The sequence below is a fragment of the Rhizobium sp. ZK1 genome (genome assembly GCF_047782645.1).
GTDB lineage: Bacteria > Pseudomonadota > Alphaproteobacteria > Rhizobiales > Rhizobiaceae > Rhizobium.
Genome location: NZ_CP180587.1, coordinates 777293 through 796864, shown reverse-complemented (window position 1 = coordinate 796864; position 19572 = coordinate 777293). Strand labels below are relative to the sequence as shown.

Sequence of the window (19572 nt, the reverse complement as noted above, 5' to 3'; positions counted from 1 at the left end):
GCGCCAAGGCGCCCGGCTTCGCTTGCTGCAGGAGGCGGCAGGCACATTCGTTTCGGTAAGGAGGTACCATGCCGATCAGAAACCGGAGCGCCTATGCGTTCCTTTCGCCCTATCTTCTGGTCTTCGCCGTCTTCTGGGTCTGGCCGATCATCAATTCGTTCCTGATTTCCTTCCAGAACACGCGCATCAATCCGTGGAAATTCAGCTTTCAGGCCAATTGGGGGCGCCTCTTCGGCGACCCGGCCTTCTATAACGCCGTTTATAACACGCTCATCATCCTGGTCATCCAGGTCCCCGTCATGATCACGCTCGCGACTGTCATGGCGGTACTGTTGAACTCGCCGCTCTTGAAGGCGCGCGCCTTGTTCCGCTTTGCTTTCTTCGCACCCGTCGTCGTCGGCGAAGTCGCCTATGCGGCCGTCTTCCGTCTGATGTTCAATCTCGATTTCGGCATCATCAACAAGCTGATCGGCGCCGCCGGGCTCGCGCCCGTATCCTGGTTCGACAATGCCAACGCTGCCATGGTCGTCATCATCATCGCCGTCACCTGGCGGTGGGCAGGCTACAATGCGATCATCATTCTGGCCGGCCTGCAATCGATCCCAGAGGATGTCTATGAGGCGGCAACACTCGACCGCGTCAGCAAGCTGCAGCAGTTCTTCCACATTACTCTGCCGCTTCTGAAACCCATCATTCTTTTCTGCGTGGTTCTGTCGGTCATCGGCACGATGCAGCTCTTCGCCGAACCCTTCCTGATCACCAACCGTGGTGGGCCGGGCGGCGGCACGGAGACGCTTGGCCTGCTTCTCTATCGCCAGGGCTTCACATCGCTGAACTTCGGCTATGCCTCGGCGATTGCCTATACGATGGCAGCGCTCGCAGTGGCCATCTCGCTTCTCAATCTTTGGGTCGGGAGGGATCCGAAATGAGATCCAAGTCGCAATCCCTTCTCATCCGCAAGATCGCCCTGCATGCTTTCCTGCTGCCGCTTGCAATCATCTGGCTCTTTCCGCTCTGGATGATGTTCGTTTTCTCGACCATGCCGGATTACGGCATCTTCAGCCCTGAGATCGTCCTCTGGCCCTCGACCAATTTCGTCGCGAATTTCCAGAACCTGCAGGCGGACACGAACTTCATCGGCGCGATGGTGATCTCGATTGTCGTTGCCACCGTCTATACCGTCTTGTCCGTGCTGCTGACCTCCATGGCCGGCTGGGCGCTCGCCCGCTATCGTTTCGTCGGCCGCTCGCTGGTCATCGCCATCATCCTCGGCACGATCACCCTGCCCTATTTCGTCGTGGTCATTCCGCAATTCATCATGGTGGCGCGTGAGTTCAAGCTCGCCAATACCTGGGTTGCACTCATCGTGCCACCGCTCTTCAATTCGCTCGGCGTGCTCTTCATGCGGCAATCCTTCTCCATGATGCCAAACGATCTTTTCGATGCGGCACGCGTCGAAGGCGTCAAGGAATGGCAGATCTTCCTGCGCATTGCGCTGCCGCTCGCCCGCCCGACCATGGCGGCACTCGCGATCATCCTCTTCCTCGCCTCCTGGAACAATTACCTCTGGCCGCTGCTCATCAACTCGAGGCCAGGCATGATGACGGCTCCAGTGGCGCTCGGCGTTCTGATCGGTCTCACCAAGGTTTCCTGGGGCGGCATCATGGCGGGCGCCGTACTGTTGACCGCGCCGATCCTTGTCATCTTCGTGGCTCTACAGCGTCACTTCATCGCCGGCATTGCGGCCGGCGCAATCAAATAATCGGGGAGCCCATGGCAGAGCTTTCACTCCACAACATCATCAAACGCTACGGCGCATTGGAAATCATTCACGGCGCCAATCTCGACGTGAAGGACGGCGAGTTCGTCGTCTTCGTCGGCCCTTCCGGCTGCGGCAAGTCCACGCTGCTCCGCATGATCGCCGGCCTTGAAGATATTACCGGCGGCGAGCTGAAGATCGGAGGCCGCGTCGTCAACGACGTCGAGCCGGCCGATCGCGGCATTGCCATGGTTTTCCAGTCCTATGCGCTCTATCCGCATTTGACCGTCGAGGAGAACCTGAGTTTCGGCCTGCGCATGAACGGCAATCCGAAGGCCGATACCGAACAGCGGGTGGGCCGTGTCGCCGAGATCCTGCAGATTACGGAACTGATGAAGCGCCGGCCGAAACAACTGTCCGGCGGCCAGCGGCAGCGCGTGGCGATCGGCCGGGCCATCGTACGCGAACCGCAGGTCTTCCTGTTCGACGAGCCGCTCTCGAATCTCGATGCGGAACTGCGCGTGCAGATGCGCGTCGAAATCTCCAGGCTGCACAAGCAGCTCGGCACGACGATGATCTATGTCACGCACGATCAGACCGAAGCGATGACGCTCGCCGACAAGATCGTCGTTCTGCGGGCCGGCAATATCGAGCAGATCGGTGCGCCCCTGGACCTTTACGACGATCCAGCCAATCAGTTCGTCGCCGGCTTCGTCGGCTCGCCGAAAATGAATTTCCTCAAGGCCGAGGTAGTCGACGTGCACGCGGGCAAGGCAACGGTCGTGCTCACCGGCGATAAGACGGCTCGGCTGGAGGTACCACTTTCCGACCCGTCCGTAACATCAGGCGCGGCGGTAACGCTCGGCATCCGGCCCGAGCATTTCGGTGAGGCGGGCCAGGGCGAAGCGGATCTGACGGTTGCCGTCGACGTTGCAGAGCACCTCGGCAATACCAGCTACATCTATGCGAACTTCGGCGGCGACCAGCTCATCATCGAGCAGCCGGAATCCCGCAGCCTTGGCAAGACCGAGACGCTGACGGTGTCGCTGCCCACCACCCGCACCTTCCTGTTTGATGCCGCCGGCAAGCGGCTCCGCTAACGTAATCCCAGGACTGAAAGACGAAAGAGGATAGTCATGACTTCAGATAATCCAATCCGCTGGGGCATCATAGGCCCCGGCACCATCGCCCGCACCTTTGCCGATGGCGTTGCGCATTCGCGCACCGGCAAGCTGGTTGCAATCGCCACCCGCAATCCCGACAAGCCAGGTCTTGCCGAGGGTTTTCCCGGCGCACGTATCATCAACGGTTACGAGGCGCTGCTGACGGACCAGGAAGTCGATGCGATCTATATCGCCACCCCGCATACCGGCCATGCCGAATGGGCGATCAAGGCGATCCGCGCAGGTAAGCATGTGCTGGTCGAAAAGCCGATCGCTCTCTCGGCCTATGATGCCGAGGCGATCTATTATGAGGCGAAGAAGGCTGGCGTCTTTGCCGGCGAAGCCTTCATGTATCGTGTGCATCCGCAGACGGAAAAGCTGATCGAGCTGGTCAAGAGCGGCACGATCGGCGATATCCGCATTATCCGCTCCTCGTTCGGCTTCAACATGGGCACCTACAAGCCGGAACACCGCCTGTTTGCCAATGAAACGGCCGGCGGGGGCATTCTCGATGTCGGCGGTTATCCCGTTTCCATGGCCCGGCTGATTGCCGGTGCTGCGGCCGGAAAACCCTTCCTGGAGCCGCAAAAGGTGGCCGGTGTTGCCCATCTCGGCCAGTCCGGCGTCGATGAATGGGCCTCTGCCGTGCTGAAATTCCCAAACGATATCATTGCCGAAGTCTCATGTTCGATCATGGCGCAGCAGGACAATGTGTTGCGCATCATCGGCTCGCAGGGCCGTATCGAGGTCAAGGATTTCTGGTTTGCTTCCGGCCACAAGGGCGGTGTCGGCAGGATCGAAATCTTCAGGAACGGCGAGCAGGAAACGGTCGAGGTCAAGGAAGACCGCTGGCTCTACTCCTTCGAAGCAGATGCGGCCGGTGACGCGATCCGTGCCGGCGAGAAGGAATTCCGTTCACCCGGCATGAGCTGGGCGGATTCGACCAACAACCTCAAAGTGCTCGACCAATGGCGCGCTTCGGTCGGTCTCGAATATGGTGTCGAGAAAGCCGTCAAGCGCAACCTGAACATTGCCGGCGGCACCGTTCAACGCGGCAATTCTATTCCGAAACGGCAGATCCCCGGCATTTCGAAACCGGCTTCCGTCGTGACCCTCGGCTTCGAATTCTTCCCGAATTTCGCTGCCGCCTCCCTGACCCTCGACACGTTCTATGAAGCGGGCGGCAACGTCTTCGATACGGCCTTCGTCTACGGCGGAGGCAAGACGGAAAACATTTTTGGCGACTGGCATACCAGCCGTCAGGTGCCGCGCGAAGAGATCGTACTGATCGGCAAGGGCGCCCACTCTCCGCTCTGCTATCCTGACATCATCAGCAAGCAGCTCGATCAATCGCTCAATCGGCTGAAGACCGATTATGTCGATATCTATTTCATGCATCGCGACAATACCGACGTGCCTGTCGGCGAATTCGTCGATGCCATGGATGCCGAGGTCAAACGCGGCCGCATCCGCGGTATTTTCGGTGGCTCGAATTGGACGCGCGAGCGTTTCGATGAAGCGATTGCCTATGCGAAGAAGAACGACAAGGCCGCGCCTGCCACGCTTTCCAACAACTTCTCGCTGGCCGAAATGCTCGATCCGATCTGGGCCGGCTGCGTGGCCTCCTCTGACGATGAGTGGAAGACGTGGCTGAACGAAAAGCAGATCCCGAACTTCGCATGGTCGAGCCAGGGCCGCGGTTTCTTCACCGACCGGGCCGGGCGCGACAAGCGTGACGACGAGGAGATCGTGCGTTGCTGGTATTCGGACCGCAACTTCGGACGGCGTGACCGAGCAATCGAGCTTGCCAAGCAGCTTGGCAGACATCCGATCCACATCGCGCTTGCCTATGTCATCGCCCAGCCCTTCCCCGTTATCCCGCTCATTGGACCACGCACGATCGCCGAGCTCGAAGACAGCCTCTCGGCGCTGGATATCAAGCTGACACCCGAACAGGTGAGGTGGCTGGAGGGCTGATTGCCTCCCCCAGAGAGTATGTGATGACAAGCGGCAGGCCTGTGTGCCTGCCGCTTTTTTGTTGCGCGACGGAGCAATGACGAACGCCAACTAATCCGTTAGTGTTGCATTCTCGCCATTGCGCTCAACCATAGGTCATCTACTGTGAGGCTGCATCAGGGAGCAAGGCGATGACGCGAACGGTTTGGCCGAAGGAAGCGCTGACGTCGGAGGTGATGAACTTTCTCGACGGCATTCACCGGGAATGGTGCTCGGCCGCTCGTTGCCGCCGTGACAGCGACTTGGGAATGGCAAGGGCGAAAGCGCTTATCGACTGGTTTGAATTCGGCGTGCGGGATCGCGACGAACTGCTGGGTCTGCTGTCACAAGATTTTTCCGGCGCTGCCTGAGGTCCCACTTGCTTTTACCGCATTGGCTCTACCTCATCCTAAACAATGTTCAGAGGAGAGACCTTTGCGTAAACGTTTAGTATTATTCGGTATTGTCCTGTTTCCGGCGGCAGCTTTCGCGCAATCCCCCGATCTCGAGGCGACCTGCCAGGCAGTTGCCAAGGGCTTCTTCATGACGGAACAGCTTTCGATCGGCTCCGTGCAGTCCTTTCCGGAACTCAAGCCACCAGGCGTGCGGATGACTTACTCCACCCGCGCGGGAACCGCTCCGGCTGACATGACTGATACATTTGAATGCGAATTCGACAAGGCCGACAAGCCGCATCATCTGGCGCGGTTCTGTGTGTCGAATACCTGGTATTCGCCGAATGAAGACGATGGCGACCGAAAGCGCCGCTTCGAAGAGGCGCGCATTCTGCTCGAGCGAGCGGAAAAATAATCCACCTATACGCGACTAGCGACGAGAGTGAACATCGCCACTCTCACCTGCACCTTGCAGCAGAGCGGCATCGTCGCGATCATCCTCGTCGATCAATTCCTGCAATGTCTCATGTTCCTCGTCTTCGCTGAATTCATCGGATGCCTGCAGCCAATGGCGAAGCGCATTCCCTTCCGGACGGCCTTCCTGCTCCCAGATCTCGTAGGCACGCTGACGAATTACTTCTTCCTTGTCCCTGGCCATCGCCCTACCTCCAATCTCCGCATGGTCGCCGGCATGACTTCTCAGTGCTACGACGGGTCACTCGCTTTCATCCTTTTTGTCCGGCGGTCGGACCGTTGGCGGAGCAATTGATCCGACGTCCTTCGCGCGGCGCTGTTCGGCTTGGGCGTTGGTGTGGTCTGCATCCATGGCCGTATCTCCTTTGCTTAGAAACACCACCATCCGCCCGATGTTCCGCCGCACGGCAAAACGAGAATGAGCGGCTTCGCGCCGCACGGGCAGCAATGGTGAACACGATCGAGACGGAGCTCGGTGGCCCCTCCGCAGATGGGGCCATTCCCTGAGCGATGGGCGGAAGCTCCTAAACGCCATCAGTTCGCTGCTATCCGAACTTCTCGGTCGTATCGGCCTTGCCCTTGACCCAATAGCCCGATGCCTTGATCCAGCTAAGCGGATATCCGCGATCTTCGGTGAGATATGAGCGGATTGCCCGCACCACCGACGCCTCAGCCGCGATCCAGACGAATGTCTGGGGAACGATGTCGATCCCTGCCAAAGCAACGATCAGCGGTTCGGCATTCGTCGCATCGGAGAGAGGACGGTAAACCCAGAGCATCGTAAGCGTTGCAGAAGTCTCGAACGACTGCTGCTCTTGCGGGTCTGCGACTGCGGCGATTGTCGTAATCGTCGTTTCAGCCCCGCTCTCCTCAATTCGCCGGCCGATGGCGGGCAAAGCCGTCTCATCGCCGATCAGAAGCCACCTATTCACTGTACCGGCGACAACGGCCGAACCACGCGGGCCACCGATTTCAAGAGGCGTACCAACGCGGGCATCGATTGCCCATTGCGTGATGGGACCCGCCTCATGCAAAGCGAAGTCGATGGTCAGACGACGAGCTGCGTTGTCGTAGCGACGCGGGGTGTAATCCCGACGTTCCTCGGCGCCATCGGCACCGGGCACGATGATCTTGATATGGTCGTCGGGTGCCAGGCTCGTGAAATCGGCGAGATCTTCCCCTTTCAGCACGATGCGTCGCATGCCAGGCGTAATATCCGTCACGCTCTCGATCGTCAGGAAGCGGCGACGCAATTCATGGCGGACCCGCTCGATTGAGGGCGCAGGGAACGAGTGATCTGTGGATTGCTTGTTATCCATCATGTCCTTCCGGGGCTTCGGAAAACGATCCGCAGGACACAGTCGCGCAGATCGAAACCGCAAAGCCGTTCGATCATACGCGTTGAGTGACGTTAACGCTTACGTGGCCCGCTCGCATCCGGCCAATGACGATCTTTCTTTAGCGGGGGGTTGAATGCCGTGCAATGAAAACTTGAGTTTTAATATCCATTTTTCTAGCGTTGCCCGGCCGCCAAATCCGACCCCGCAGCCCTAAAGTTGTCGGATGCACGATTTTCACACGCGATCGGTATGGTTCTTGCAACGTTACCAATATCCTTACGTTGGGGAGACCAAGTGTAATGGAATGGAACATATACGAGCGCTTTCCACCTCTGGTGCTGATGCTGGGTGGCCGAGAAAAATACAGGGTCCTCAGAACGTTGAGAGACGCCGCTGAGGTTTTGATTGCGGACTGGCCGTCCGAGGACGGCGAGGAATATGTTGTGGCCGTCAAGGCCTGCGTCGATGCCATCACCGGACAAATCGATGTCAGCGAACTGCAGGATGCCATTCGCCGTGCGGCTGCCGAAGCAGGCATTGCGATCCTGACGGTTGTGCACTGAAGCCCGTTGCCCGCGGCCTTGGCCGCGGGCGAGGAAGGACGCTTGCCGTCTTGCTTGAAAACCGCGACGATGTCGTCAGGCAAGGTTTGGCGATGATGAGATGCGGCAGATTCTTAATGGCTGCGGTGCTGGTTTCCGCAGTATGGGCTGCGGCGGCGCCCGCGATCAGCACTGCCGAGCCGTCCGCTCCAGAAGCGGCTTGCCTTTACCAGGGTGACGTTGGTGACGGGCAAACGCTCTGCATCCGAAAAGATCACTTCAATGCCGATCTCTGCGCCGTCATGGACCGTTTCGCAGCGATTCACAACATTCCACCTGCCTTCTTCGCCCGCCTGATCTGGCGCGAAAGTCTGTTCCGTCCGGAAGCAGTCAGCCCCAAGGGCGCGGAAGGCATTGCGCAATTCATGCCGGGCACCGCCCGCTTGAGAGAGCTGGAAAACAGCTTCGATGTCGTTCAGGCGCTAAAAGCCTCTTCCCGCTATCTCGACGAACTTAGGCTTCGTTTTGGCAATCTCGGGCTTGCGGCGGCCGCCTATAATGCGGGCGAGTCCGGTCTCAGCCGGTTCCTCTCCTCCGGCCGCCTACCGATCGAGACCCGCGACTATGTTTTCGCAATTACCGGCCAGACCGTCGAAACCTGGCGGGACAGCCCTCCGGAGACCGCCGCTCCGGACCTGCGGGACGGAATGCCATTCCGGGAGGCATGTGTGGCGCTCGCCGAAACGCGGCAGATGAATGAGCCCGTCCTCACTGGATCGGCTGACTGGGCGCCCTGGGGCGTGCAGCTTGCCGCCCACTATAATCCGTCCGTCGCGGACCGGCTCTTCACGGTATCGGTGGCAAAGCTTCCCGACCCACTGAATGCGGAGCGCGCGGTGATCGTGCGGCAGAGAGGCGGAAATTTCGGATACCGGCCACGCTATGCTGCAAGGATCGGCAGAGAGACGCGTGCCGAGGCGACCAAGCTCTGCAGCACGATACGCGCTGCCGGCGTTGCCTGCACGGTCTTCAGGAATCGCTGATTCCGAAACCTATCCGACTGTTTAGTAACGGAGCGCCATCCGGGCTGCTAGGTTTGAGAGGTTTGATGTAAAGGAGATTGAGATGATCAAGACAGCCGAGCCAGCCAACAAGCCTGCGGACACTGAAAGCGCTGAGCAGGAGCAGGACGATTTTCTTGAGGAGTCGCTCGAAGAGACATTTCCGGCAAGCGATCCGATAGCGCCCGGTCGACCGGTTCGGGAACCGTCAAAGGATGCATCCTCAAGCTAGTCGGCTTCCCGTTCCCAATACCAGGCGACATACATGCTTTTCCTATCGTGTCGGCGGGACTTCAGGTAGGTGCGCATGGCGCGCACATCCTCCTTCTCGCAGGCAAACCAAATGAAGGTTTCACCCTCGGTTGCGGCAATCGCCCGTTTGGCTTCTTCCAGCAGGACGCCATTGGCGCCATTGGCGCCATTGGCATAATCCCGGCGGTGCAACCAGCGCACATCGAGCGAGCCTGCCGAATATAGTGGCTGTTCTTCCGTCTCGTCGGCGACCTCGATGATTGCCTGCAGCCGCGCACCCGCTGGTACTTCCTCGGCGATGCGGGCAATAGCCGGAAGCGCGCTTTCGTCACCGGCAAGCAGGATGGACTGCGCCGCCGGGAGACTGCCGCCGCCGGGACCGAGCAGCGCCACTCGTTGGCCGGGCTCAGCGTCGCGGGCGAAATCGGCGCCGGGCGTTTTGATGCCGGGTGTCGAATGCTGCAGGAAATCGATCCAGAGTTCGCGTTTTTCGACATTGATGGTGCGGATCGTGTAGACGCGCACCAGAAGCGCGTCTTCGCCCTCGGGCCAGGCAACGCGGCCATCCGCGCGCAGGCCTGGCCAGACAGGTGCCCTGCCCTTCGGCGGCGCGAGCAGGCGCACATGCATGTCGCCGCCGATGAACGGGGTGACATCGGCGCAGGCGAATTTCACCCGGCGCATGTGTGGCGTCACGTCCTCTGCGGAAATGACGGTCGCCTCATGAATATTCGGCAACATGGCAAGCGATGCCGGATCGGACCAGGCAAGCTCCAGCGGATCTTCGCCGGCGAAATAGAAGAGATGCTCGGCAAGCATCTTGCGGCTCATCTGCAACGCCGTCTCCGAGGGGCAGGAAAGCTCGATCAGCAGCTTGCGGTCCTGAATACGGACCTCGGCAGTGCCGCCCTTGCTCTTGAGAAGCGCGAGATCGCCGCGCCGGTGCACCTCCGCATGTTCGACGAAGTGCTCGCAGATTTCGCCGAGCATGGCAGCCGCATCTCGGGGAAGCGCGACACCCGAGAGCTTGAATTCCTGAGCGATGGTCATCTGCCCTCCTTGAGGAATGCGTGTTGAGGGTCGGCCCTGCCCTCCGCCATGCCGTGGCGACCGATCGGCAGCATGATCGGCCGGCCGGATGTGGGATCGGTGATGATGCGGCTTTGAAGGCCGAAGACCTGCCGCACATTGTCTTCCGTCAGCACATCCTGCGGCAGACCGGACGCGTGGACGCGGCCATCAGTCATGGCGACGAGGTGGTCTGCGTAGCGCGCCGCGAGATTGAGATCATGCAGCACCATGACGACGGTAGTGCCGCGCACATGGTTGAGATCGGTCAGGAGGTCCAGAACCTCGACCTGATGGCTGATGTCGAGAAAGGTCGTCGGCTCGTCGAGCAGCAGGATTTCCGTCTGCTGCGCCAGCGCCATCGCAATCCACACGCGCTGGCGCTGGCCGCCCGAGAGCTCGTCGACCGGCCTTTCGGCAAGTTCCGAAGTCTTTGTGGCGTTAAGCGCGGCGTCCACTGCCTCGTCATCTGCACGGGTCCAGCGTGAAAACAGGCTCTGATGCGGATGGCGCCCGCGGCTCACGAGATCTGCGACGGTAATGCCCTCGGGCGCGATCGGCGATTGCGGCAACAGCCCCAGCTTGCGCGCAAGGTCGCGCGGCGGCATGCGATGGATCGACTTGCCGTCGAGCAGCACTTGGCCCCTACGCGGCGAGAGCAGCCGCGACATAGCGCGCAGCAGCGTGGACTTGCCGCAGGCGTTCGCCCCGACGATGGCGGTTATCTTGCCGGGAGGTACGGCGAGATCAAGACCATGCAGGATCTCGTCTTTGCCATAACCTGCGGAAAGCCCGGTGACTGTGAGGGTATGAACGGTCATAGCGAGCCTCCGGTCCGGTTGACGCGCACGATCAGGAAAATCAGATAGGGGGCGCCGAGCGCGCCGGTGACGACACCGACCGGATAGCGGCTCGGCAGCAGAAACTGGCCCGCATAATCGCCCGCCAGTACCAACACCGCACCGACTAGGGCGGCGGGAATGAGCATCGAGCCGTTATTTCCGACGATGCGGGCGGCAATCGGCCCCGACAGGAAGGCGACGAAGGCGATCGGACCTGTCATCGCCGTTGCCGAGGCGATCGTGCCGACGGCTGCGATGATGACCACGACGCGCGTGCGCGACACACCGACACCAAGGGCGGCAGCCATATCATCGCCGAGCCGCAACGCCTCCAGGTCGCGTGTGCGGCTGAGCAGCAGTCCGCCAAAGACGGCAAGCGCCAAAAGCAGGGGAGCCGCCTGGTCAAGCTGGGCGCCGTTGACGCTGCCCGTCAGCCAGCGGATCGCTTCCTGCAGGCTCCAGGCCGGCGCCTGCGACAGGATGTAAGCGATGACGCTTTCCAGCATCGCGGATACGCCGATGCCGACGAGGATGAACCGTGTGCCCGCCACTCCGTTGCGGAATGACAGGCCATAGACCAGCAGCGCCACACTGAGGCCCGCAATGACGGCGACGACAGAAACGATCGGCCCCTTCAGCGACAAGACGACGATGACGAAGACCGCCGCCGCACTCGCCCCCGAACTGATGCCGATAATATCGGGGCTTGCGAGCGGATTGCGCAAGATGATCTGGAAAGCGACGCCGCCGAGCCCGAAGCTCAGGCCGGCGAGTGCCGCAAGTACTGCTCGTGGCAGCCTCAGCTGTCCAACGGTAAAGGCTGCTCCCTGCACATTCTCACCGAGCAACACGCGGATGACATCGCTGGGCGAGGTGAAGGACTGGCCAAGCGACAGAGTGAGCGCAAAGAGTGCGACGGCAAGGCAGAGCAACAGAAAAACCATGAGCGCATGCCGACGCGCTCTGCGGCGGCGGTTATCGATGATGCTATTGAGGGAAGAGACAAGCACGGTCATAATTCACGCACCCGCTGGCGCCGGACGATGGCAATGAAGAATGGTGCGCCGACAAGCGCGGTGACAATGCCGACATCGAGCTCGGCAGGTCTCGCAACGATGCGCCCGACGATATCGGCTGCGAGCAGCAGACTGGCGCCGCCGATCGCCGAAAAGGGCAAGAGCCAGCGGTGATCGATCCCGACCAGCAGGCGGCAGAGATGCGGCACGACGAGGCCGAGAAAGCCGATCGGACCGCAGACCGCCGTGGTCGCGCCGCAAAGAAGGATGGCGCCGAGTGCTGCAACGCCGCGGGCAAACGCCACGCGTTCACCAAGGCCGGCGGCCAACTCATCGCCGAGCGCCAGCGAATTCAGCTTTCGCGCCGACAGCAGGCTGATGAGGAAGCCGATCGCCAAAAACGGCAGAACAGGAAGGATGCGCTCAAAGGTCGCCCCGCCGACCCCGCCGATCTGCCAGGAGCGGACACCGCCGGCGATGTCATTGCGCGGCAACACGACGGCAATGACCATGGAGGCGAAGGCGACCGAAGTCGCTGCGCCGGCAAGCGCCAGTTTCAAAGGCGTTGCGCCGCCGCGTCCGAGCGAGCCGATCGTATAGACGAAGACCGCCGAACATCCGGCGCCGAGGATCGCCGTCCAGATATAGGCCTCGTTCGAGGAGATATCGAACCACGCGACCGCAACGACGACTGCGAGCGATGCGCCCATGTTAACACCGAGAATGCCCGGATCAGCGAGCGGATTGCGTGTCACCCCCTGCATGATCGCGCCCGCAAGGGCCAGCGCTGCACCAGCGACGACGGCAAGCAGCGTGCGCGGAATGCGTACCGTCACCGCCGCCTGGCCGATATTGTTCGCATGCCCGGCCAAGGCGGCGAAGATATCGACCCAGTCCACATCGCGCGTGCCGACCGTGACCGAGAGCGCACAGAGGCACGCAAGAGCCGCGGTGAGCCCGATAAGCCAGAGGCTGCGAGCCTGGTTCGACCGGGCGGATGCTGGCGGCCGGGACGATGATTTTCGGCTGCGTACGATCATTGAGACTTGTTAGCTGACTTTCCGGCGGCGTCTGTGAGCAGCGCTACATAATCTTTGAGAACCCAGGAGATCGACAGCGGCGTCGGATTGGCGGCAGTGCCGACCGGATCGCGGCCAAGTGTCACGAGCGCGCCCTTGGAGACAGCTGGCATTCTGGCCATCAGCGGGTTCTTCTCCAGCACTTCGAGCAACTGCTGGTTTCCGTAGGTGACGACGATATCGACATCATCGAAGGAATCGATACGTTCGGCGCTGATCGAACCTGCGAACTTGCCCGGCACGGAGGCCTCCACGACGCTCTTTGGAGACTTCAACCCGAGATCGGCGAAAAATTTCACGCGCGTATCGTTCGTCGTGTAGAAGTTGACCATGCTGAGATCGGTCGCATTGAGATGCGTGATGAACATCGCCGACTTACCCTGCAATTCGGGATGGCCGGCGACGGTCTCTGATATTTCGCCCTCGATCATCTTGATCAACGCTTCGCCTTCTGCGGCCATGCCGAGCCCGGCACTGTCCAGTCGGATCATGTCGCGCCAGTCGGTCGACCAGGGCGCATCCGGATAGGCGACGACAGGAGCGATCTGGCTCAGCGTATCGTAATCGGACTGGCTGAGGCCGGAATAAGCCGCCAGAATCACATCCGGCCGGGTGGCCGCGACCGCCTCGAAATCGATGCCGTCACCTTCGTCGAACAGGACGGGCTTTTCGACGTGCAATTCCTTGAGCTTGCTGGCCACCCAGGGCAGCAGTCCGTCACCGTCATCATCACCGAAATTGGCAGCCGCAAAACCGACAGGCACGATGCCGAGCGCCAGCGGCACTTCATGATTGGCCCAGGCGACCGTCGCGACCCGCTCCGGCTTCTTGGTGATGACGGTCGTGCCGAAAGCATGCTTGATGATGACAGGATAGGACGTGCTCTCGTCAGCCCAAACGTTGCCGGGCGCAGTGGCCATCAGCCAGATACACGTTACCGCCAGTTTCGCGGCCAGAAGCAAAAAGCGCAGCATCACGCAAACTCCGCCTGTTTTAAGTTGACCTCCACTTTCAGGTTAATCTACCTGCGTCAACGGTCATGCCAGCGCTTCAGGGCTGTGGCGTTGAGATTTCCGTGGGATCCTACAAAACACGGGAAATTTACAATACTGGACAACATTGCTCAAGTTATTAGCCATCGCAGGGACATCGAACCAACCATTGCGGCTGCCGATCCGGGCAAATCTCCCGTTCGCGCCGGCCGCTGACGTGCCGTTCGGACCGACCCTCAAACCGGCATTCCATTCGGCGCCCCTGTCGAAGGGCCGAAACGGCGACACCAACTTCTGGAACGTGAACATGGATATCGAAAGAACAGGCGCTCACTCGAGACAGACCCTCCTCCGCTACCGGAATGCGGTCCTTCTCGGTTGCACGGCGCTTGTCGCCCTTGCGCCGGGCGCGGTGCTCGGTCAGGAGAGCGAGAATTCCAATACCGTTACCAATCTCGCGCCCATCGTCATCCAGGGCAGCGGCCTCGATACCGACAATGATTCAAAATCGATCGTCGCGACCAAGACGATCAGCGGCAACGGTATGGCGACAGACATTCTCGACACGCCGGCCTCCGTCTCCGTCATCACCTCGAAGGAAATTCAGGAGCGCGGGGCGCAGGATACCGAGCAGGTGTTGCAATATACATCCGGCGTCACCACCGACTTCTATGGCTCGGACGACCGATTCGACTATTTCAAGATCCGCGGTTTCGATGCCTATACCTATCGCGACGGCCTGACGCTCGGCGACCCCTTCGGCGGCATTCGCGAAGAGCCCTTCGCTTTCGAGCGCGTCGAAGTGCTGAAGGGGGCCAATTCCACGACCTTCGGCGTTTCCGACCCTGGCGGCGCGGTCAACTTCGTGACCAAGCGGCCAAAGAGCGAGCGCTTCGGCGAGGCCTATGTCACCGGCGGCTCCTTCGATCATCGCGAGACGGGTGTCGATTTCGGCGACAACATCACCGAGGACGATACATTCTCCTACCGCATCACCGGCAAGGTAAAGCGCGCCGACGAGGAATATGATTACTCGCAGGACGACGAGAATTTCTTCATGGGCGGCCTGACCTGGCGCCCGGGCGCCGACACCAACCTGACCGTGGTCTATGACCATCTGGACAAGAACGGCGTGCCCGGCAGCGGCGGCCACCCGGTCGGCTCGGATTTTGCGAGAAGCCGCTTCTTCGGCGAGCCTGATTTCAACTATCGCGACGTCAACAGGAACACGCTGAGCGTCATGTTCGATCATGACTTCGGTTCGGGCCTGACCCTGAGCTCGAATGCGCGCTACAGCAATACCAAGAGCAATTTCGGCTATGCCTATATCTCGGCGACGCCAACGAACGGCTCGACCATCGCCGACCGCGCCTTCTTCGCCAATGACCAGGCGGTCGAAAACTTCATCATCGATACCCGCCTGCAATATGAGACGAATTTCGAGGACATCGACAGCCGCAGCCTCGTCGGCCTCCAATACAACAATCTGCAATCGGACAATGACGGCTATTTCGGCGGAGCTCCTGGCATCGACTGGACGAACCCCGTCTATACAGGCGCACCGACCTCGGTTCCGCTCTACCAGAGCCTGACAAACAACCAGAAGACCACGGCCCTCTATTTGCAACAGGACCTGACCTTCTTCGACAAGCTGACCGCCTCCGTCGGCCTGCGCAACGACTGGCTTGACCTTCAGCAGCAGAACAACATGGCTGGCTTGACGACCAACGCCGATCTCAGCGAGTTCACCAAGCGCGCCGCGTTGAGCTACAAGATCATCGATCAGGTGGCGACCTATGTCAGCTACGCGGAATCGGTGCTGCCGGCCTCGCTGACACTTGATCCCGAGCGCGGCGAACAATGGGAGGTCGGCGTCAAATACCGGCCCGACGAATTCCCTGCCCTTTTCAGCGCAGCGGTCTACGACCTGACCAAGAACAACATCACCCGCACCAATCCGGCGACCGGCTTCCAGGAGACGATCGGCGAGGTGCGCGTGCGCGGTATCGATCTCGAAGCCAAGGCTGAAGTCACCGACAATATCAGCCTGACGGCCGCCTATTCCTATATGGTTTCCGACATCGTCGAGAACGGCACGCTTGGCAACGAGGGCAACGAGATGTCCTTCGTGCCCAACCATACTGCCTCGCTCTGGGTCAATTACGGCATTCCCGGCAACGGCTTCCGCGGCGACATGAACTTCGGCCTCGGTGCACGCTACACGGGCTCCTACTACTTTAACGACGCCAACACCCAGTCGACGGGCAGCAGCATCGCCTTCGATGCCGCCTTCAGCTACAAGATCCAGGAAAACACATCCTTCGATGTGAACGTCAGCAACCTCTTCGATGAAAAGCATGTCGCTTATGACGGCTTCGGAGCGGATTTCTATAACCCGGGCCGTGCGATCTACGCGACGCTGCGCCAGACCTGGTAACCGGCCGGTCCCGCCTGCATCCTGCGGGCGGGACTGCTTACGAACGGATCTGCCTCATCCGCCGCCAGGCGGCAGGTGTATCGCCGACGATCTGGCGGAAGACCTTGGTCAGATGCGCCTGATCGGAAAAACCGAGCTGAGCGGCGATATCGGCGACAGCAAGTTCGCTTTCGATGAGCAGCGTCTTGGCATGGTCGATCCGTTTGCCGAGCTGCCATTGCAGCGGCGTCTTGCCCGTCGTCTGCTTGAAGACGTTGGAAAACCAGCTTTCAGACAGGCCGACTGTCTCTGCCATCTCGGCAACCGTCAGGCGGCAATCGCTCAACCGTTCGACGCGGGCGATCAGCTTATTCATCTGCGCCTGGGTCAGCCGGCCATTCGGTTGTTCGACACCCTGTCGAGGAATATCCAGCAGACCGCTGACGATACTGCCGACAAGGCTCTCGCCAAAGATCTCATGTTTCGACGGGCTGGAGACCTCGTCGACGACGAGGCGGGCAAGCGTTTCGATCGCTCCGGTGTCCTGCACCTCGACCGGATTGCGAAGTGCCGTCATCGCCGCGGAATTGCCGACCGAAGGCGCGAGATATCTCAGGAGCCGGTCCTTATGCATGTGCAGATTGAGATGCGAGAATCGGTGCGTCGTGCCGCTCGTCGTCCACATCGGCATGCCGGGCGGAACATAGACCGCCCGCGTCATGGGCCGGTAATGCTGCTGAAAATCACCGTCGCGATTCGACATGCGGATCTGAGACGAGACATCGCTGAAGAAGATCATGATGCGCGGATCGTCCGAGAGGTAATAGCCCCTGGCGCCCGACTGGCTTTCGGCTTCCCAGAAGACACTCACGAGCCCGTCGAACTGGCGCCACTTGACCGGCGCCATCACCCGGATGCCTTCGGTATGCCAGACCATGGAATGCCAGAAACTCAAACTATGGATCCATCCTTGCTCGGCATCGACGACATCGTGCTTTTCATCCCGGCTTCTAAGTCAAAATTAACATGAGTTCAATTATCATGTTTATGGAACGCGGCAAGCGGCGATAGAAGGCCGGTGTGTGATCGCTGTAAAAAAATTGACTACGCTCTTGGAGATGACCGGCAGATGAGGCAAGCGCCAAAAAATAAGGCGTCTGCCGAGGGAGGAGATCCGGCAGACGCCTTTTATGACGCGTGGCGACGGGAGGAGGATGCCGCCACGTAGACGCTGGCTCGGGAGGAGGTAAGCCGCGTCTCGGACGAAGCGACAAGGGAGGAGTTTCATCGCTTCGTTGAAAGAAGATATACGCTGAGCCCTGCCATTCTTCTAGGCACATATTTGCAAGGCTGCCATGCGCTATGCGTCAGGCGAAAGGCTCGCCAAACAAAAAAACACGCCCGCCTTGGGCAAGGCGGGCGTGTTTTTGAATTCATTCAGCAGCGATCTTAGCGGCCGACGGCTGCGCGTGCGACGTCGCGGATATCCCCACGTGCGATGCCCAGGTCATTCAACTCGCGGCTCGACATACGGCCAAGCTCAGTAACGGTTTGACGATACTTGCGCCAGTTGTTGAAGGTCCGTGCGATGCTCATTTCAATCCCCTTTCCGTGGGTCTAGCGACAGCTGCCAGATAGCGGCGCTTCGTTCGCTTCGATGAGAAGTATATAATATGGGACTGCGAGAATGAGTAGCGTTCAGACTACAGCTCACCTATGCAGCTGATGCATAGCGGAATGAGACAACAGCCTATTCCGGCGCCGTTCCCCTATTCGCGAGTATAGTTGAAGGAAGACCGGCCAAACCCCACGTGAATTTACAATCCTCCAATGCCGGTCAAGGACACATCCGATGTCTAGCTCAGTCTGCGAAACCTATCCTGGAATATGCAGTAAATCCCGCCTCGCCCAACCTCGCCCTACCCGCCTCCTCCATCCAGCAAACGACAACAGCCGGACCGCCGCACGACCGCATATCGCTCCACCCACTGCGTCTCTCGCATCGGTCAACAATCCCATGTCAGTCATCGAAGCCGGATCGGTCATCTCGATGCTGGGGCTGCTCATTTTTGCGGCTCATGAGGAGATCGTGGCGATTGCTCCGGCGCTCGCTTTCGCTTTCGATCAGTTTTTTGCAGGCGCGCCGGTCGCACTCTGGTAGTGACCGCCGGTCTATAGTGTTCCGGCTATTGCAAACCTCACTGGGATCACCCACGTGCGGGCAGGCAACGCAGGAAACGACGGATGCTCTTCGAAGATTCACGGCTGACGGTTGGTGTCGTTCTCCCCATGCAGGCGCAGCAACGGCAGGACATCGACTTCGGCCTTCAACTGGAGCTTGCCCGGCGCGCCGATGAGCTTGGCTTTGCAGCGATATGGGTTCGTGACGTCCCCTTGAACAGTCCGGCCTATCCGGATCCCGCAGGTCATTCCGACCCCTGGGTCCTGCTTGGCGCGCTCGCCGCGTCCACCCGATCGATCACGTTGGCGACAGGCGCGATTGTCCTGCCGTTGCGCCATCCCCTGCACGTCGCCAAGGCGGCCCTTTCGATGGACATGCTTTCATCGGGCAGGTTCGTTCTCGGCCTCGGTTCCGGTGATCGGCCATCGGAGTTTTCAGCATTTGACCGCAATGTCGACGACCGCCGGGAATTGTTTCGGGCGAACTGGGCCGCTCTCGAAGACGCGCTTGACGACCGCGTTGGCAACCAGACAGACGAGAACCAATTCGAAATCCGGCCGCGCAGCGGCCGCCGCATTCCCTTAGTCGCAGTCGGTTCATCCTCGCAGTCGCTCGAATGGATCGCCAGAAACGCTGGAGCCTGGATGACCTACCATCGACCGTTCGCCGCACAGAAAGACAGGATCGCTCTATGGCATGGGGCCGTGCAGCGCACGACCGACGAATTCCGCGGAATGGGCCAGGCCATGGCGCTCGAGCTCGTCGATACATCTGCCGACCGTCTCGAAGACATCAATCTCGGGTATCGGGCGGGGCCGAATGGATTGCTTGCCGCTCTTGTGGCCCTCCGCGAGCTCGGTGTGCATCACGTCGCGTTCAACCTGACCGCGGACAGTCGTAAGGCGTTATCCGACCTCGAAACCATCGCAAGGAAGGTCCTGCCTCGGCTGGAGCAGGCAGGACCTGTCGCCGCAATTTCGAAAGCATGATGAGCAC

Annotated in this window: 19 protein-coding genes and 1 pseudogene; 11 read left to right on the top strand and 9 right to left on the bottom strand. The window is 60.2% G+C overall.

What is annotated here, in order from left to right; all coding sequences use genetic code 11:
- The first annotated feature begins 68 nt into the window (after window positions 1-68).
- The 6 genes from ACK9YZ_RS26340 to ACK9YZ_RS26315 all read left to right on the top strand — a co-directional run bounded on the left by ACK9YZ_RS26340 (window position 69) and on the right by ACK9YZ_RS26315 (window position 5727).
- Window positions 69-929: a carbohydrate ABC transporter permease gene (locus ACK9YZ_RS26340; RefSeq protein ID WP_416068205.1), complete on the top strand. Its 861-nt coding sequence runs from the start codon at window positions 69-71 to the stop codon at window positions 927-929.
- Window positions 926-1762, top strand: a complete 837-nt coding sequence (locus ACK9YZ_RS26335) for a carbohydrate ABC transporter permease (RefSeq protein WP_416068204.1) — start codon at window positions 926-928, stop codon at window positions 1760-1762. The genes ACK9YZ_RS26340 and ACK9YZ_RS26335 overlap by 4 nt, the downstream gene beginning before the upstream one ends.
- Window positions 1763-1773: 11 nt before the next feature.
- Window positions 1774-2859, top strand: a complete 1086-nt coding sequence (locus ACK9YZ_RS26330; RefSeq protein ID WP_416068203.1) for an ABC transporter ATP-binding protein — start codon at window positions 1774-1776, stop codon at window positions 2857-2859.
- A gap of 36 nt (window positions 2860-2895) precedes the next feature.
- The gene (locus ACK9YZ_RS26325; RefSeq protein WP_416068202.1) at window positions 2896-4899 is read left to right on the top strand and encodes an aldo/keto reductase; all 2004 of its coding nucleotides are present in this window, start codon (window positions 2896-2898) and stop codon (window positions 4897-4899) included.
- 170 nt (window positions 4900-5069) lie between these two features.
- Window positions 5070-5288: a hypothetical protein gene (locus ACK9YZ_RS26320; protein ID WP_416068201.1), complete on the top strand. Its 219-nt coding sequence runs from the start codon at window positions 5070-5072 to the stop codon at window positions 5286-5288.
- A 64-nt stretch (window positions 5289-5352) separates the two neighbouring features.
- On the top strand, window positions 5353-5727 hold the full coding sequence (locus tag ACK9YZ_RS26315; protein WP_416068200.1) for a hypothetical protein: 375 nt from the start codon (window positions 5353-5355) through the stop codon (window positions 5725-5727).
- 33 nt (window positions 5728-5760) lie between these two features.
- Here the strand turns inward: ACK9YZ_RS26315 and ACK9YZ_RS26310 are convergent.
- A pseudogene (locus tag ACK9YZ_RS26310) lies at window positions 5761-5970 on the bottom strand (DUF2934 domain-containing protein); the annotation flags it as partial.
- A 361-nt stretch (window positions 5971-6331) separates the two neighbouring features.
- On the bottom strand, window positions 6332-7105 hold the full coding sequence (locus ACK9YZ_RS26305; RefSeq protein ID WP_416068435.1) for a siderophore-interacting protein: 774 nt from the start codon (window positions 7103-7105) through the stop codon (window positions 6332-6334).
- 320 nt (window positions 7106-7425) lie between these two features.
- Between ACK9YZ_RS26305 and ACK9YZ_RS26300 the strand changes: the two genes are divergently transcribed.
- A complete protein-coding gene (locus ACK9YZ_RS26300) occupies window positions 7426-7689 on the top strand; it encodes a DUF982 domain-containing protein (protein ID WP_183725293.1) in 264 nt (87 codons plus the stop codon).
- 116 nt (window positions 7690-7805) lie between these two features.
- Window positions 7806-8711, top strand: coding sequence for a transglycosylase SLT domain-containing protein (locus tag ACK9YZ_RS26295; protein ID WP_416068199.1), 906 nt, complete (start codon window positions 7806-7808; stop codon window positions 8709-8711).
- A gap of 246 nt (window positions 8712-8957) precedes the next feature.
- Here the strand turns inward: ACK9YZ_RS26295 and ACK9YZ_RS26290 are convergent, their stop codons facing one another.
- From ACK9YZ_RS26290 to ACK9YZ_RS26270, 5 genes are read right to left on the bottom strand one after another with little or no spacing between them, the layout of a single operon-like run.
- Window positions 8958-10031, bottom strand: a complete 1074-nt coding sequence (locus tag ACK9YZ_RS26290) for a DUF2218 domain-containing protein (protein WP_416068198.1) — start codon at window positions 10029-10031, stop codon at window positions 8958-8960.
- Window positions 10028-10870 carry an ABC transporter ATP-binding protein gene (locus tag ACK9YZ_RS26285; RefSeq protein WP_416068197.1) on the bottom strand — a complete coding sequence of 281 codons (843 nt, stop codon included), beginning with the start codon at window positions 10868-10870 and terminating at the stop codon, window positions 10028-10030. The genes ACK9YZ_RS26290 and ACK9YZ_RS26285 overlap by 4 nt, the downstream gene beginning before the upstream one ends.
- Window positions 10867-11907 carry a FecCD family ABC transporter permease gene (locus ACK9YZ_RS26280; protein WP_416068196.1) on the bottom strand — a complete coding sequence of 347 codons (1041 nt, stop codon included), beginning with the start codon at window positions 11905-11907 and terminating at the stop codon, window positions 10867-10869. Before ACK9YZ_RS26280 ends, ACK9YZ_RS26285 begins: the two co-directional genes overlap by 4 nt.
- Entirely contained in the window at window positions 11904-12947 is a 1044-nt protein-coding gene (locus tag ACK9YZ_RS26275; RefSeq protein ID WP_416068195.1) for a FecCD family ABC transporter permease, read from the bottom strand. Before ACK9YZ_RS26275 ends, ACK9YZ_RS26280 begins: the two co-directional genes overlap by 4 nt.
- Window positions 12944-13906 carry an iron-siderophore ABC transporter substrate-binding protein gene (locus tag ACK9YZ_RS26270; protein ID WP_416068434.1) on the bottom strand — a complete coding sequence of 321 codons (963 nt, stop codon included), beginning with the start codon at window positions 13904-13906 and terminating at the stop codon, window positions 12944-12946. The genes ACK9YZ_RS26275 and ACK9YZ_RS26270 overlap by 4 nt, the downstream gene beginning before the upstream one ends.
- Window positions 13907-14285: 379 nt before the next feature.
- Here ACK9YZ_RS26270 and ACK9YZ_RS26265 point away from each other — a divergent pair, with 379 nt between their 5' ends.
- On the top strand, window positions 14286-16415 hold the full coding sequence (locus tag ACK9YZ_RS26265; protein WP_416068194.1) for a TonB-dependent siderophore receptor: 2130 nt from the start codon (window positions 14286-14288) through the stop codon (window positions 16413-16415).
- A gap of 37 nt (window positions 16416-16452) precedes the next feature.
- Here ACK9YZ_RS26265 and ACK9YZ_RS26260 read toward each other — a convergent pair whose 3' ends face one another.
- Window positions 16453-17349: a helix-turn-helix domain-containing protein gene (locus ACK9YZ_RS26260; protein ID WP_416068193.1), complete on the bottom strand. Its 897-nt coding sequence runs from the start codon at window positions 17347-17349 to the stop codon at window positions 16453-16455.
- Window positions 17350-17843: 494 nt separating this feature from the next.
- Window positions 17844-17990: a DUF1127 domain-containing protein gene (locus tag ACK9YZ_RS26255; RefSeq protein WP_113184802.1), complete on the bottom strand. Its 147-nt coding sequence runs from the start codon at window positions 17988-17990 to the stop codon at window positions 17844-17846.
- Window positions 17991-18411: 421 nt separating this feature from the next.
- On the opposite strand from ACK9YZ_RS26255, the gene ACK9YZ_RS26250 reads away from it, so the two are divergent.
- Both ACK9YZ_RS26250 and ACK9YZ_RS26245 read left to right on the top strand, forming a co-directional pair.
- On the top strand, window positions 18412-18555 hold the full coding sequence (locus ACK9YZ_RS26250) for a hypothetical protein (RefSeq protein ID WP_416068192.1): 144 nt from the start codon (window positions 18412-18414) through the stop codon (window positions 18553-18555).
- Between the two features lie 83 nt (window positions 18556-18638).
- The gene (locus ACK9YZ_RS26245) at window positions 18639-19565 is read left to right on the top strand and encodes a TIGR03571 family LLM class oxidoreductase (protein WP_416068191.1); all 927 of its coding nucleotides are present in this window, start codon (window positions 18639-18641) and stop codon (window positions 19563-19565) included.
- Window positions 19566-19572: the final 7 nt, after the last annotated feature.

Coding starts and splice junctions, on each gene's coding strand:
- ACK9YZ_RS26270 (WP_416068434.1), bottom strand. CDS start 13,906: ATGGCCACTGCGCCCGGCAACGTTTGGGCTGACGAGAGCACGTCCTAT.
- ACK9YZ_RS26280 (WP_416068196.1), bottom strand. CDS start 11,907: ATGACCGTGCTTGTCTCTTCCCTCAATAGCATCATCGATAACCGCCGC.
- ACK9YZ_RS26330 (WP_416068203.1), top strand. CDS start 1,774: ATGGCAGAGCTTTCACTCCACAACATCATCAAACGCTACGGCGCATTG.
- ACK9YZ_RS26290 (WP_416068198.1), bottom strand. CDS start 10,031: ATGACCATCGCTCAGGAATTCAAGCTCTCGGGTGTCGCGCTTCCCCGA.
- ACK9YZ_RS26295 (WP_416068199.1), top strand. CDS start 7,806: ATGGCTGCGGTGCTGGTTTCCGCAGTATGGGCTGCGGCGGCGCCCGCG.
- ACK9YZ_RS26305 (WP_416068435.1), bottom strand. CDS start 7,105: ATGGATAACAAGCAATCCACAGATCACTCGTTCCCTGCGCCCTCAATC.
- ACK9YZ_RS26275 (WP_416068195.1), bottom strand. CDS start 12,947: ATGATCGTACGCAGCCGAAAATCATCGTCCCGGCCGCCAGCATCCGCC.
- ACK9YZ_RS26335 (WP_416068204.1), top strand. CDS start 926: ATGAGATCCAAGTCGCAATCCCTTCTCATCCGCAAGATCGCCCTGCAT.
- ACK9YZ_RS26285 (WP_416068197.1), bottom strand. CDS start 10,870: ATGACCGTTCATACCCTCACAGTCACCGGGCTTTCCGCAGGTTATGGC.
- ACK9YZ_RS26255 (WP_113184802.1), bottom strand. CDS start 17,990: ATGAGCATCGCACGGACCTTCAACAACTGGCGCAAGTATCGTCAAACC.
- ACK9YZ_RS26300 (WP_183725293.1), top strand. CDS start 7,426: ATGGAATGGAACATATACGAGCGCTTTCCACCTCTGGTGCTGATGCTG.
- ACK9YZ_RS26325 (WP_416068202.1), top strand. CDS start 2,896: ATGACTTCAGATAATCCAATCCGCTGGGGCATCATAGGCCCCGGCACC.
- ACK9YZ_RS26245 (WP_416068191.1), top strand. CDS start 18,639: ATGCTCTTCGAAGATTCACGGCTGACGGTTGGTGTCGTTCTCCCCATG.
- ACK9YZ_RS26340 (WP_416068205.1), top strand. CDS start 69: ATGCCGATCAGAAACCGGAGCGCCTATGCGTTCCTTTCGCCCTATCTT.
- ACK9YZ_RS26320 (WP_416068201.1), top strand. CDS start 5,070: ATGACGCGAACGGTTTGGCCGAAGGAAGCGCTGACGTCGGAGGTGATG.
- ACK9YZ_RS26265 (WP_416068194.1), top strand. CDS start 14,286: ATGGATATCGAAAGAACAGGCGCTCACTCGAGACAGACCCTCCTCCGC.
- ACK9YZ_RS26250 (WP_416068192.1), top strand. CDS start 18,412: ATGTCAGTCATCGAAGCCGGATCGGTCATCTCGATGCTGGGGCTGCTC.